This is a genomic window from Saccharopolyspora pogona (assembly GCF_014697215.1).
Taxonomy (GTDB): Bacteria; Actinomycetota; Actinomycetes; order Mycobacteriales; family Pseudonocardiaceae; genus Saccharopolyspora; species Saccharopolyspora hattusasensis.
Window position 1 is genome coordinate 2393770 of record NZ_CP031142.1, and the last position, 12464, is coordinate 2406233.

Genomic DNA, 12464 nt, shown 5'->3' on the forward strand with positions numbered 1-12464 from the left:
TTCGCTCCCGCCGCCCGGAGCCCACGCCCTCGGCGGCTGAACCACCGCCGACTGCTCCCGCCAGAAACCTCCCTTCGATTGGCTGGTGTTCCCCGCATGGCCCGCCCCCTGCCTCTGATCCTCGCCCAGGCGCCCGGCCGCCTGGCCGACGACCTCGCAGGCTTCACCTCCGACGTGGAGCGGCGCGTGAAGCTGCGCGCACCAGGCGCCCTCGTCGTCTACCCCGAGCTGCACCTCGGCGAGACCGCCCCAGGCGTTCCGTCCTCGCCGGAGAAGGCCGCCGAGCCGCTCGGCGGCAAACGGGACGCTGCCCTCGCCGAACTCGCGGGCGACCTGGGCATCTGGCTGGTGCCCGGCAGCGTCTACGAACGCGGCGCCGACAGCCGCGTCCACAACACGGCACCCGTCTACTCGCCGCAGGGCGAACGCCTCGCCGCGTACCGCAAGATCTGCCCGTGGCGCCCCTACGAGACGACCGCACCCGGCAACCGGTTCGAGGTCGTCGACCTCGCGGGGGTCGGCCGTATCGGACTCTCCATCTGCTACGACACCTGGTTCCCGGAGGTCTCCCGCCATCTGGCGTGGTTGGGCGCCGAGTTGATCGTCAATGTGGTGCGCACCTCGACGAGCGACCGCACGCAGGAAGTCGTCCTCAACCGCGCCAACGCCATCGCCAACCAGGTCTTCGTCGCCAGCGTCAACTCCGCCGCCCCGTCCGGGATCGGCCGCAGCCTCGTCATCGATCCGCAGGGCACGGTGCGCACCGAAACCGTCGACGCCGGCGACACCACCCTCACCGACGTGATCGACCTCGACGAGGTCGGCAACGTCCGCCGCTACGGCACTGCCGGCCTCAACCGCGTCTGGGACCAGTTCCGCCCCGGTGACGCGTCCCTCGAACTCCCGCTGTACGGGGGCCGTATCGACCCCGCCACCTGGAACCTCACAGTTTGTAACCCCGTCCCCACCACCGAGGAGCCACCACGATGAGCAGCGAGCCCCGTAACACCATGAGACTGAAGGGCGACCTGAGCCTCTTCTCCGTCGTCCTCTTCGGCCTGGCCTACATCTCCCCCGGCATCGTCGTCACCATCTTCGGCGTGGTCGCCGCCACCAGCGGCGGCGCCGCCCCGACGGCGTTCGCCGTCGCCACCGTCGCGATGCTGCTCACCGGCCTGAGTTACGCGAAGATGGCGCGCGCCGTGCCCGGTTCGGGATCCGTGTACACCTACGCCCGCAGAATGCTCGACAGCCGCATCGGCTTCCTGTCCGGCTGGGCGATGCTGCTCGACTACTTCTTCATCCCGATGGTTGGCTGGCTCATCACCGCGATCTACTTCAACGCCCAGTTCCCTGACGTGCCCAAGTGGGTCTGGCTGATCGTCTCGGTGGCCCTGACCACCGGCATCAATGCTTTCGGCATGAAACTCGCAGACCGCGTCAACAAGGTCCTGATGTTCATCGCGGTGGGCTCGCTGGTCCTCTTCGCCACCCTGTGCGTCGTTTTCCTCGGCAAGCACGGCTCGTCCGCCCCGGTCACCGACTCCATCTGGAACGCCGACACTTCGATCGGCGCCATCACCGCGGCCGCCGCCATCGCCGCGTACTCCTTCCTCGGGTTCGACGCCGTCTCCACGCTCGGCGAGGAGGCCAGGGGCGGGGCGCGGACGATCGGCAGAGGCATCATCGGGTGCGTCATCGCCGCCGGCGCGATCTTCATCGTGCTGTCCTTCGTGATGCAACTCGTCCACCCGGGCGCACTGTTCGCCGACGTCGACGCGGCCGCCTACCACCTGAAGATGCAGGTCGGCGGCGAGACGTACGCCGAGATCATCAATTTCGTCACCATCGCCGGGTCCATCGCCTCCTGCATCGCCCTGCAGGCGTCCGCCGCCCGCCTCATGTACGTCATGGGACGCGACGGCGTACTGCCCAAGGCCGTCTTCGGCAGACTGTCGGCGAAGACCGGCAGCCCGGTCAGCAACCTGCTGTTGACCGCGGCCGCCGGTGTTGTAGCGATGAAGCTCGACCTGACCACGGCCACCTCGTTCATCAACTTCGGCGCTTTCCTCGGCTTCGCCGTGGTCAACATCTGCGTGATCGCCCACCTCGTCCGCGAGCGCCGACGAGGCCGCAGCCTGGGCCTGTTCTCGTACCTGGTGATGCCGGTCATCGGCGGCGCCGTCTCCGTCTATCTGCTCACGAAGCTCGGTGACGTCGCGCTCCAGATCGGCGGCGTATGGTTGGCGATCGGCGTTGTCTATCTGGCCGTTCTGACCAAGGGCTTCTGCCGGCCCGCACCGGAGATGACCTTCGACGACGACACCGCGGCCACGGACAGAGCCACCAAGTAGCTCCCCTCCCTCGCCCGGGCTCGTCGTGCGGTATCGCGACGAGCCCGGGCGGGTGAGGCGCGGCCGTACCCCCTCCGAGTGATCACCTAGGTATCGCCGTCGATTACACCTGGCGCAGCTAAACGGAGAGGACGCCATGCCCCGGGACACCGCGTGTGTCAACCCTCGATGTCGCCGCCCACGCCGAGTATCGAATGTCGGCGGCGCGCGAAAATTGGCTCTGCCCCACTTTCCGTGAATCTGGCCCGGGGCTCAGTCGCTGAGCAGGACGCGCTTACCTATTGACTGAACTAAATCGGTGCATCCGAGACCAGCGTGGATTCCAACGATTATTCGGTGCACCCGAGCGTGATCGGCCTGGTCCTGGCATCAAACGATCTCCGACCCGAACCACGTTGCTGCGGCGAAGTCGTTGCGCCGCAACAGGATCGGCATGTTGCGGCCCGCTCCGGAACCTGAGGTGCAGCAGCGGTGCCTGGCCGACTACGACATCGCTCTTGGTCTCGACGGCGAGGGCGCCGATGGTGGGGTGGCCTGATGTCTACCGCGAAGAAAACCACCCGGGATCTCACCGGTGAGATCGCGTTTTTGACCCGTGTGTTGAAGGCACCCACTCTGCGGGAGTCGGTCGACCGGCTCGCCGAGCGAGCCCGGGCGGAATCCTGGACGCACGAGGAGTTCCTAGCGGCCGCGACACCGCAGGCGTGCCCGGTAGCGAAAGCCGTGCCCATCACCCGCGTCGAACTAAAGGCCTGCCGATCGGAGCTCGTCAGGCGTCCGCCCGCCCAGAGATTTGCAAAAGAGCGCGAGCTGATGCATCCGTAAGAGATGTCGAACCAGCCGCCGTCGCGGATACCGTCGTAGGTGATGAGCCCAGGAACCGCGTGGTCCTCCATCAGCCAGCCGCCCCGGGCGACCACGACGTCGGGCCGCTTGCGCCCGGAGGTGACGTCCAGTGCGGTCACCATGTCCTTGCCTCGGAGCCTGCGTGTCTCCCGCACTCCGATCTCTGGCCCGGTGGCCGCGAGGAAGCTCGCTTCCCACCCGGGAACGCCACTGCGCAGGGCTCGGAAGTAGTGCGCGGCGAGGGCGCGACCCTCGGACTCGGCCCGGGTAGCGTCGTCGAGGTCGAGCATGTCCCGGTGCTGGTCGGCGACGAGCACCATGACCTCGCGGGACACCGGCAGGCGGACCATACTGCCGTGGTCGCGAAGGAGAGCCACGCCGTAGCGTTCGCGGTAGGCGCGCACTGCTCGAGTCATCGAGGCAGAGCCGAGATTTGCGTCCTCGGCGACGCCGCCCACCCGCATGACCAGTGTGCTCGCTTGACGTTCATCGGGGGCGAAGACGACCGTGTCGGCCCCTGTGGCGGCGAGAAGAGCTCCGTCCCCACTGCAGTCCACGAACGCGCTGCCAGAGATGGTTGCACGACCGCCAGGATGGATGACCTCGACGGCCGCCACTCGGTCCCCCGCCGTCGTCGCATCGAAGACTGTGGCGTGCAGGAACACCGTCACGCCGGCGTCGATCAACAGAGAATCAAGGACGCGTTTCGTCGTTTCCAGGTCGAGCAACACGACTTTGTTCCCCGAGGTCGCGGTTGTGTGGGTGAGGTACAGATCGAGCTCCGCCAGCCGATCGAGGAACAGCTGCCCGACTCCCGCGACGACCTGGGTGTGGGAGGCGTCGAAGAACCCGCAGTAGGTCAGCACCGAACTCGCGACGGCCGCGCCGCCGAGATAGCCGTGGCGCTCGATCAGGCAGACGCGGGCTCCGCTGCGTGCGGCACCGACTGCAGCCGCGACGCCGCCCGCTCCTCCCCCGACTACGACGACGTCAAACTCCTGGCACTGGGGCCCCATTCGAATCCTCCTCAGGAAAAACGAAACCACGCACGAACACGGGTGTGTCCATCGTGGACCGGGCAAAGTCACTCAAGGAAGCTTCGTTGTGGGCTTTTCGGCTATGCCCTCAGGGCATACGGTGCCAGCATGGTTGAACTCAGACACCTGGTCTACTTTCGCACTGTCGCCCAGCTCGGATCGATCGCAAAGGCCGCGACCGCCCTCCACATGACCCAACCCACTCTGAGCCGGCAGATTGCCCAACTTGAGCGGACTCTCGGACACCAACTACTCCGCCGGACCAGCCACGGGACCTCGTTGACACCGGCTGGTGAGAGCCTGCGAACGCACGTCGGGGCGATCTTGGAGCTAACCGACCGCATCCCGGAAGTACTGCACCGCGCCGAGCGCGGCACGCGCGCAATCCACATCGGTATGCCACCCGGAGTACCGCGGGAGTGGTTCGAGGCACTCCAAACCGCCCTGCGCGATGCCCGGCCGGACCTGCGGATCTCTCTCCGGGAGGCGACAAGCGAAAAGCAACGAGTTCTGCTTCAGCAAGGTGTCATAAATATCGGCCTGCTACACACAGAGCCGCGCGAGCTGCAATCGGTGCAAGTGTTCAGTCAGCGATTCGGCTGCGCGGTGCGTGAAGCCTCGCGGTTCGGCGAGCGGAGATCCGTGATGCTCGAGGACCTCGCGGGGTTGCGGGTCATGGCACATTCCGTTCAGGAGAGCCCGGGGAAAGAAACACGGCTCCGCGCCGCGGCGGAAGCCCGCGGGGTACAGATCGATTGGGCCTTCCGGGGGTACTGGGAGCACGCCGAACTCGTCGCGGACAGCGCAGAGGCCGATGTTGTGCTGCCACCGCCACATCGTCACGACGTCATTTCCCAGCGTGGCGATGGATTCCGCTTGATGAGTCAGAAAAGGCTAACTCAGTGGTCCGCACATGGGCGGCTTGGTTGGATCCGGATCTACTCGACCTGGAGGCCTGCCTGTCAGCTATGCATCAGGCAGCTATCCGGACTGCGCCCGACACGATGCCAATCAACACGCCCGCGGTGGAGTAGAAAACCACCAGGTGTGCCATCTCATCACATGCGATCACGAATTCGTCCTCCGCCAACGACAGCGATCAACCCCCGAAGAACTTACGGCCAACTTACGGCCCCACTGTTTGTCGCCGCAGAAGCCGATCCGCCGCGACCGCGGCTTCCACTCGCTCCGGCAGCGATGCTGGCACGGTGCCGGTAAAAACGTACGTGGATTCACGCCATTGCCCCGGCACCACTCGGCCACGTTGCCGATCTTCGCGGCCAGCCACAACAGTCGCGTCCTTCAGGCCGAAACGCCGCGGTCGGCGAAGCACCCGAGCAGGCCTCGACCTGGCAAAACCGCCGCCCTTTCCTTGACCCATGCCGTCGAACTGACGTATCGTTCGCAGAAAGCACAGACGTTCACTATGCGAACAGCGAGGGAGTGGTCAGGGTGGCACGCATCCTGCAGCTCGACGAGGCCATCGCGGAGCTGGTCCATGACGGCGACACGGTGGCCCTGGAGGGCTTCACCCACCTGATCCCGGTCGCGGCCGGGCACGAGATCATCCGCCAGCGCCGCAAGGACCTGACCCTGATCCGGATGACGCCCGACATCGTCTACGACCAGCTGATCGGGGCGGGCTGCGCGCGGAAGCTGATCTTCTCCTGGGGCGGCAATCCCGGCGTCGGCTCGCTGCACCGCTTCCGCGACGCCATCCAGAACTCCTGGCCGGTGTCGCTGGAAATCGAGGAACACAGCCACGCAGGCATGGCCAACCGCTACGCCGCCGGCGCCAGCGGGCTGCCCTTCGCCGTGCTGCGCGGCTACGCGGGCACCGACCTGCCCGAGCAGACCGACACGATCAAGACGATCGAATGCCCCTTCACCGGCCAGCGGCTGGCCGCCGTGCCGGCGGTCAACCCGGACGTCGGCATCATCCACGCCCAGCAGGCCGACCGGGCGGGCAACGTGCAGATGTGGGGCATCACCGGCGTGCAGAAAGAGACCGTGCTGGCCTCGGCCCGTTCGCTGGTCACCGTCGAGGAGATCGTCGACGAGCTCACCCCGCGCCCCGGCGCGGTCGTGCTGCCCCAGTGGGTGGTCACCGCCGTCGCGGCGGTCCCCGGTGGCGCCGCCCCGTCCTACGCGCAGGGCTACTACGAGCGCGACAACGCCTACTACCAGCAGTGGGACCCGATCGGCCGGGACCGCGAACAGTTCGAGAACTGGCTGGAGACCGAGGTCTTCGGCGCCGAGAGGAGCGCCCGATGAGCTCCCCCGAATTCACCGCCGACGAGATGATGACCGTCGGTGCCGCCCGGTCGCTGCGCGACGGCGCGGCGTGCTTCGTCGGCATCGGCCTGCCCAGCACCGCGGCGAACCTGGCTCGGCGCACGCACGCCCCGAACCTGGTGCTGATCTACGAATCGGGCACGCTCGGCGCCAAGCCCGGCCGGCTGCCGCTGTCCATCGGCGACGGCGTGCTGGCCGACACCGCCGACTCGGTGATCAGCGTGCCCGAGATCTTCAACTACTGGCTGCAGCCCGGCCGCATCGACACCGGATTCCTCGGCGGCGCGCAGGTGGACCGCTTCGGCAACATCAACACCACCGTGATCGGCGGCGACTACGCGAACCCGAAGGTCAGGCTGCCCGGCGCCGGTGGGGCCCCGGAGATCGCCGCGTCCTGCCGCGAAGTCCTCATCGTGATGCGGATGAACCCGCGCAGCTTCGTGGAAAAGCTCGACTTCATCACCTCGGTCGGCTACGGCACCGGCAAGGGCGATCGGGAGGCGCTCGGCCTGCGCGGCCGCGGCCCGGTCAAGGTGATCACCGACCTGGGCGTGCTGGAACCGGACCCGGATACCTGCGAGCTGACCCTCACCCAGCTCAGCCCCGGCGCCACGGTCGAGCAGGCCCGAAAGGCCGTCGGCTGGCCACTGAAGGCCGTCGACGAACCCGCCATGCAGCAGCCGCCCACCGAGGCCGAACTGACGGTGCTGCGGGAGCTCAAAACAACCATCGAGGGAGGCGCGAAATGACCGACGTCTTCGTGCTGGACGCCGTCCGCACCCCCATCGGCCGCTACGGCAAGGGCCTCGCCGGGATGCGCCCCGACGACCTGGCCGCGCACGTGGTGGGCTCGCTGGTCGGACGGCACTCCGGACTGGACCCGGCCACCATCGGCGACATCCAGTTCGGCGACGCCAACGGCGCCGGCGAGGACAACCGCAACGTGGCGCGGATGGCGGCACTGCTGGCGGGGCTGCCCACGAGCGTGCCGGGCGCGACAGTCAACCGGCTGTGCGGCTCCGGGCTGGAAGCCGTGATCAACGCCAGCCGGACCGTGCAGGTCGGCGACGCGGACCTCGTGCTGGCCGGTGGCGTGGAGTCGATGAGCCGCGCGCCGTGGGTACTGCCCAAGCCCGAAGGCGGCTACCCGCGTGGCCACGAGACCCTGCACTCCACCACGCTCGGTTGGCGGATGGTCAACCCGAACATGCCGGATAAATGGACGATCGCGCTCGGTGAGAGCGCCGAAATCCTGGCCGACCGCTACAAGATCAGCCGGGACGAGCAGGACGCCTTCGCGCTGCGCAGTCACCAGCAGGCGGCCGCCGCGTGGGAGGCCGGGCTCTTCGATGCCGAGGTGGTCCCGGTGCCAGGTACCGAGGTCGCCAGGGACGAGGGCGTGCGGGCCAACAGCTCGCTGGAGTCGCTGGGCAAGCTCAAGCCGGTGTTCCGCGCCGACGGCACGGTGACAGCGGGCAACTCCTCGCCGCTCAACGACGGCGCAGCCGCGCTGCTGGTCGGCAACGAGCGGGCCGCGCAGCGCATCGGGGCGGAGCCGCTGGCGCGGATCGTCAGCCGCGGCGCGGCCGGGGTCGACCCCGACGTCTTCGGCATCGGACCGGTGGAGGCGGCCAAAACCGCGCTGCGCCGGGCGGGCATCGGCTGGGGCGACCTGCGGGCCGTCGAGCTCAACGAGGCCTTCGCCGCGCAGTCGCTGGCCTGCCTGGCCGAATGGCCCGAGCTGGATCCGGAAATCGTCAACGTGCAAGGTGGTGCGATCGCGATCGGCCACCCGCTGGGCGCCTCCGGCGCTCGCATCCTCGGCAGCCTCGGCCACCAGCTCCGCCGCGCGGGTGGCGGCTGGGGCCTGGCCGCCATCTGCATCGGCGTCGGCCAGGGACTGGCAGTCGTCCTGCATGCCTGACAGCTTTGTAGCGAAGGAGCTGTGATGACCACACACGAGACCCGGTCGCCCGCCGGGCTGATCCTGCCGGCCTACGGTCGCGATGCCGATTCCCATCCCAAGCTGAACACGCCCGAGTACCGCTCGTCGGCGCTGCGCTACCCGAAGCAGCCGCTGCAGTACCTGCCGCAGTACCTCACCGAGGTCACCGGGCCGCTGCTGGGCCAAGAACGCTGCGGCGAACACGACCACGACCTGACCGTGCAGCACAACGGCGAGCCGCTTGGCGAGCGGATCATCGTCAGCGGCCGGGTGCTGGACTCCGGCGGAAAGCCGGTGCCGAACACCCTGGTCGAGATCTGGCAGGCCAACGCGTCAGGTCGCTACCTGCACCAGGGCGACCGGCACCCGGCACCGCTGGACCCGAACTTCTCCGGCACCGGTCGGTGCACGACCGACGCGAACGGCAACTACAAATTCATCACCATCAAGCCTGGCGCCTACCCGTGGCGCAACCACGACAACGCCTGGCGTCCGGCACACATCCACTTCTCGCTGTGCGGGCAGGCTTTCACCCAGCGGCTGATCACCCAGATGTACTTCCCCGGCGATCCGCTGTTCTACCAGGACCCGATCTACAACTCGGTGCGCGACGAGAAAGCCCGGAACCGCATGGTCTCCAGCTTCGACCTGGACACGACGGTGCCGGAGTGGGCGCTGAGCTACAAGTTCGACATCGTGCTACGCGGCCCGGAGGAGTCAGTATTCGAGGACGAAGAGGAGGACGACTGATGGCTGCTCCCACTCCCCCGGCTACCACTCCGTCACAGACGGTCGGCCCGTTCTACGCCGTGCCCGGCGGCATCCTCTGGGACGACGGAGCCGAGGTGGTCGCCGCCGACCGCGCGGGCGCGTTCGTTCTGCACGGGTGGCTCGCCGACGGCAACGGCGATCCCATCCCGGACGGCGTGATCGAGATCTGGCAGGCCGACGAGCAGGGTCGGTTCGACCATCCCGACGACCCGCGGCCGGAGTCCTCCGGGTGGCAGGGCTTCGGCCGGTGCCCGACCGACGCCGACGGCGGGTTCTGGTTCCGCACCGTCAAGCCTGGCCCGTTGCCCACCCCGGAGGGGGCGACCGAGGCGCCGCACATTGACGTGACCGTGCTGGCCCGCGGCATGCTGAACCGGGTCGTCACCCGCGTCTACTTCCCGGACGAGGAGCAGGCCAACGCTGCCGATCCGGTGCTGTCCGCGGTAGATCCGGCGCGGCGCGCCACGCTGGTCGCGGCGGCCGACGACCGCGGCTACCGCTTCGACATCCGATTGCAGGGCGATGACGAAACCGTCTTCTTCGCTCTTTGATGTTGCTTGGTGGTCCTGCAGCGAAACCTCAGACACCTTCCCCGACGACTCTCGTCGGGCGTAGGTGGGAGAAAGCGGATTCGCCGCTTGGCTACCGCCAAAATGAATTCCGAGCGCCCATTGCGCTCAAACTCATAGAGAGGCTTGGCTGTGGGCACCGACAGCCTGTTCGTGCCGATGTTCAGCACGCCTGCGGCGACCGAGCGAACCAGCGGTTCGGCGTGGTTGCAGGCGATGCTGGACTTCGAGGCGGCGCTGGCCGCGGCCGAGGCCAAGGCCGGCCTCGTACCGGCCGCTGCCGCCGAGGAGATCGCCCGACACTGCCGAGTCGCGCTGTTCGACGTCGCCTCGATCGCCGACCGCGCGACCTCGGCGGCGACGCCGGTGATCGCGCTGGTGCGCGATCTGTCCGCCCTGCTGGACGCGGACGCGAGGCTGCACGTGCACTGCGGTGCGACCAGCCAGGACGTGATCGACACCGCCGCGATGCTGGTGGCACGCGAGGTCCTCGGGCCGGTCATCGCGGATCTGCGCGCTGCGGCGGACGAATGCGCCCGGCTGGCCGAGGAGCACCGGGACACGCTGATGATCGCCCGCTCGTTGCTGCAGCAGGCGCTGCCGACGACGTTCGGGTGCCGTTGCGCGGGTTGGCTGACCGCGCTCGACGAGGCCACCGCCGCGCTGGCGCGCGTCCGCGACGAGCGGCTGGCGGTGCAGCTGGGCGGGCCCGCGGGCACGCTCGCCTCGCTCGGGTCCGACGGCATCCGGGTGGTCCAGCTGCTCGCCGCCGAACTAGGGCTGGCAGAACCCGTGGTGCCCTGGCACACCGACCGCACCCGCATCGCCGAGCTGGCCGGCGCGCTGGGCGCGGTCGCCGGGGCGGTCGGCAAGATCGCGCTGGACGTAGAGCTGCACGCGCAGACCGAGGTCGGCGAGCTCGCCGAAGGCAAGGCCGGCGGCTCGTCGGCCATGCCGCACAAGCAGAACCCGGTGTCGGCGGTGCTGGTCACCGCCGCGACCCGCCGGGTGCCGGGCCTGGTGGCCACGCTGCTGTCGGCGATGCCGCAGGAGTACGAGCGTGCCGCCGGGGCCTGGCAATCCGAGTGGGAACCGCTGACCGAGCTGCTGCGGCTGGTCGCCGCGGCGGCAACGCGGACCCGGCAGTTGCTGGCCGGGCTGCGCGTGCATCCCGAGAAGATGACCGCCAACCTCGACCTCACCCGAGGGCTGGTGATGGCCGAGAGCGCGGTCGGCCCGCTGCTGGGCGCCCTCGGTCGCACCGAGGCGCAGGACCTCGTCTCCCGGCTGTGCCGCCGCGCGGTGCAGGAGGGCACGACCCTGCGCGCCGAACTGCTGGCCGACCCGCAGGTGCGGGCGGTGCTCTCGGAGGCGGAGGTCGTCGCGGCCACCGAATCCGCCGACTACCTCGGCGCCGCACCAGCTTTCGTCGACCGAGCCCTGGCCGCACACGCCGAATTGGAGAACCGGTGAACGTTAACTGCGAGCTGACCGGACCGGACGGTGCTCCGGTCGTCGTGCTGTCCAACTCGCTTGGCACCGACCTGACGTTGTGGGACGAACAGGTTCCCGCCCTGGCGCAGGAGTTCCAGGTGCTGCGCTACGACCAGCGCGGCCACGGCGGCACTCCCAGCAAGCCGGGTCCGTACACGCTCAAGCAACTCGGCGGCGACGTGCTGGCGCTGCTGGACACGCTCGGCATCCGCCGGGCGCACTTCGCCGGGGTGTCGCTGGGCGGCATGACCGGCATGTGGCTCGCCGAGAACGCGCCGGAGCGCATCGACCGGCTGACGCTGATCTGCACCTCGGCCGAGCTGGGCCCGGCGACGATGTGGCGGGACCGCGCCGCGGTGGTGCGCAACAAGGGCACCCAGGCGATGGTCGAGCCGTCGCTGCCGAGGTGGTTCACGCCGGAACTGGCCGGGCGGGCCGACATCGTCGAGAAGTTCGGCGGCATGCTCGTCGCCGCCGACGACGAGGGCTATGCGGGTTGCTGCGAGGCGATCGCCGACATGGACCTGCTGCCCAAGCTTGGCGAGATCACCGCACCGACCCTGGTCATCGCCGGTGCCGAGGACCCGGCCACTCCCCCGGCGCACGCCGAGCGGATCGGCGCCGCCGTCCCGGGCGCTCGCGTGAAGGTGCTCTCGCCCGCCGCGCACTTGGCCAACGCCGAACGGCCCGAGGCCGTCAACCGGCTGCTGGTGGACCACTTCACGAGGAGCGCATGATGCCCGACCGGCTCGACGACGAAACCCGGTACGCGCGGGGCATGGGCGTGCGCCGCGAGGTGCTCGGCGACGAGCACGTGGACCGGGCCAACGCCAAGATCACCCCGTTCACCGAGGGCTTCCAGGACTTCATCACCCGCTACGCGTGGGGCGAGTTGTGGAGTGGCGACGGGGCCGAGCGGCAGATCCGCAGCATGTTGACGCTGGCCATCCTTGCGGCGGTGGGCTGCGAGGACGAGTTCGCGATGCACGTGAGGGCGGCGCGCCGCAACGGCGTGGAGCCGGAGCAGCTCCGCGAGGTGCTGATGCACGTCGCGGTCTACGCCGGGGTGCCCCGCGCCAACAGCGCCTTCGCGATCGCCAATACGATCCTGGGCGAAGAGCAGAACGACTGATCGCCCGAGAGCAGGAGACGA

The 12464-nt window shown here is 68.8% G+C and carries 12 protein-coding genes; 11 read left to right on the forward strand and 1 reads right to left on the reverse strand.

Going from position 1 to position 12464, the window contains the following annotated elements; all coding sequences use genetic code 11:
- Positions 1 to 96: 96 nt before the first annotated feature.
- Together DL519_RS10850 and DL519_RS10855 are read left to right on the forward strand one after the other, a co-directional pair.
- Positions 97 to 990 carry a carbon-nitrogen hydrolase family protein gene (locus DL519_RS10850; RefSeq protein WP_190814403.1) on the forward strand — a complete coding sequence of 298 codons (894 nt, stop codon included), beginning with the start codon at positions 97 to 99 and terminating at the stop codon, positions 988 to 990.
- A complete protein-coding gene (locus tag DL519_RS10855; protein WP_190814405.1) occupies positions 987 to 2354 on the forward strand; it encodes an APC family permease in 1368 nt (455 codons plus the stop codon). Before DL519_RS10850 ends, DL519_RS10855 begins: the two co-directional genes overlap by 4 nt.
- Positions 2355 to 2683: 329 nt before the next feature.
- Here the strand turns inward: DL519_RS10855 and DL519_RS10860 are convergent, their stop codons facing one another.
- Complete coding sequence (locus tag DL519_RS10860; protein ID WP_397544943.1) at positions 2684 to 4216, reverse strand: FAD-dependent oxidoreductase; 1533 nt, start codon at positions 4214 to 4216, stop codon at positions 2684 to 2686.
- 129 nt (positions 4217 to 4345) lie between these two features.
- On the opposite strand from DL519_RS10860, the gene DL519_RS49845 reads away from it, so the two are divergent.
- The 9 genes from DL519_RS49845 to pcaC all read left to right on the forward strand — a co-directional run bounded on the left by DL519_RS49845 (position 4346) and on the right by pcaC (position 12443).
- Positions 4346 to 5455 carry a LysR family transcriptional regulator gene (locus DL519_RS49845; RefSeq protein WP_190814406.1) on the forward strand — a complete coding sequence of 370 codons (1110 nt, stop codon included), beginning with the start codon at positions 4346 to 4348 and terminating at the stop codon, positions 5453 to 5455.
- A 234-nt stretch (positions 5456 to 5689) separates the two neighbouring features.
- Positions 5690 to 6511 carry a CoA transferase subunit A gene (locus tag DL519_RS10870; RefSeq protein ID WP_190814408.1) on the forward strand — a complete coding sequence of 274 codons (822 nt, stop codon included), beginning with the start codon at positions 5690 to 5692 and terminating at the stop codon, positions 6509 to 6511.
- Positions 6508 to 7281, forward strand: coding sequence for a CoA-transferase subunit beta (locus tag DL519_RS10875; protein ID WP_190814410.1), 774 nt, complete (start codon positions 6508 to 6510; stop codon positions 7279 to 7281). The genes DL519_RS10870 and DL519_RS10875 overlap by 4 nt, the downstream gene beginning before the upstream one ends.
- Positions 7278 to 8456: a thiolase family protein gene (locus DL519_RS10880; protein ID WP_190814412.1), complete on the forward strand. Its 1179-nt coding sequence runs from the start codon at positions 7278 to 7280 to the stop codon at positions 8454 to 8456. The genes DL519_RS10875 and DL519_RS10880 overlap by 4 nt, the downstream gene beginning before the upstream one ends.
- A 24-nt stretch (positions 8457 to 8480) precedes the next feature.
- Positions 8481 to 9227: a protocatechuate 3,4-dioxygenase subunit beta gene (gene pcaH, locus DL519_RS10885; protein ID WP_190814413.1), complete on the forward strand. Its 747-nt coding sequence runs from the start codon at positions 8481 to 8483 to the stop codon at positions 9225 to 9227.
- Entirely contained in the window at positions 9227 to 9799 is a 573-nt protein-coding gene (gene pcaG / locus DL519_RS10890; RefSeq protein WP_190814415.1) for a protocatechuate 3,4-dioxygenase subunit alpha, read from the forward strand. Before pcaH ends, pcaG begins: the two co-directional genes overlap by 1 nt.
- 150 nt (positions 9800 to 9949) lie before the next feature.
- Positions 9950 to 11290, forward strand: a complete 1341-nt coding sequence (pcaB, locus tag DL519_RS10895) for a 3-carboxy-cis,cis-muconate cycloisomerase (protein WP_223838744.1) — start codon at positions 9950 to 9952, stop codon at positions 11288 to 11290.
- Positions 11287 to 12048, forward strand: coding sequence for a 3-oxoadipate enol-lactonase (pcaD, locus tag DL519_RS10900; protein ID WP_190814417.1), 762 nt, complete (start codon positions 11287 to 11289; stop codon positions 12046 to 12048). The genes pcaB and pcaD overlap by 4 nt, the downstream gene beginning before the upstream one ends.
- Positions 12048 to 12443, forward strand: coding sequence for a 4-carboxymuconolactone decarboxylase (gene pcaC, locus DL519_RS10905; RefSeq protein WP_190823912.1), 396 nt, complete (start codon positions 12048 to 12050; stop codon positions 12441 to 12443). Before pcaD ends, pcaC begins: the two co-directional genes overlap by 1 nt.
- The last annotated feature ends 21 nt before the right edge of the window (positions 12444 to 12464 follow it).

Bases quoted from the DNA above. Each gene is read 5' to 3' on its own strand.
- pcaC (WP_190823912.1), top strand. From the start codon at position 12,048: ATGCCCGACCGGCTCGACGACGAAACCCGGTACGCGCGGGGCATGGGC.
- DL519_RS10880 (WP_190814412.1), top strand. From the start codon at position 7,278: ATGACCGACGTCTTCGTGCTGGACGCCGTCCGCACCCCCATCGGCCGC.
- DL519_RS49845 (WP_190814406.1), top strand. From the start codon at position 4,346: ATGGTTGAACTCAGACACCTGGTCTACTTTCGCACTGTCGCCCAGCTC.
- pcaH (WP_190814413.1), top strand. From the start codon at position 8,481: ATGACCACACACGAGACCCGGTCGCCCGCCGGGCTGATCCTGCCGGCC.
- DL519_RS10875 (WP_190814410.1), top strand. From the start codon at position 6,508: ATGAGCTCCCCCGAATTCACCGCCGACGAGATGATGACCGTCGGTGCC.
- pcaG (WP_190814415.1), top strand. From the start codon at position 9,227: ATGGCTGCTCCCACTCCCCCGGCTACCACTCCGTCACAGACGGTCGGC.
- DL519_RS10850 (WP_190814403.1), top strand. From the start codon at position 97: ATGGCCCGCCCCCTGCCTCTGATCCTCGCCCAGGCGCCCGGCCGCCTG.
- DL519_RS10855 (WP_190814405.1), top strand. From the start codon at position 987: ATGAGCAGCGAGCCCCGTAACACCATGAGACTGAAGGGCGACCTGAGC.
- DL519_RS10860 (WP_397544943.1), bottom strand. From the start codon at position 4,216: ATGGGGCCCCAGTGCCAGGAGTTTGACGTCGTCGTAGTCGGGGGAGGA.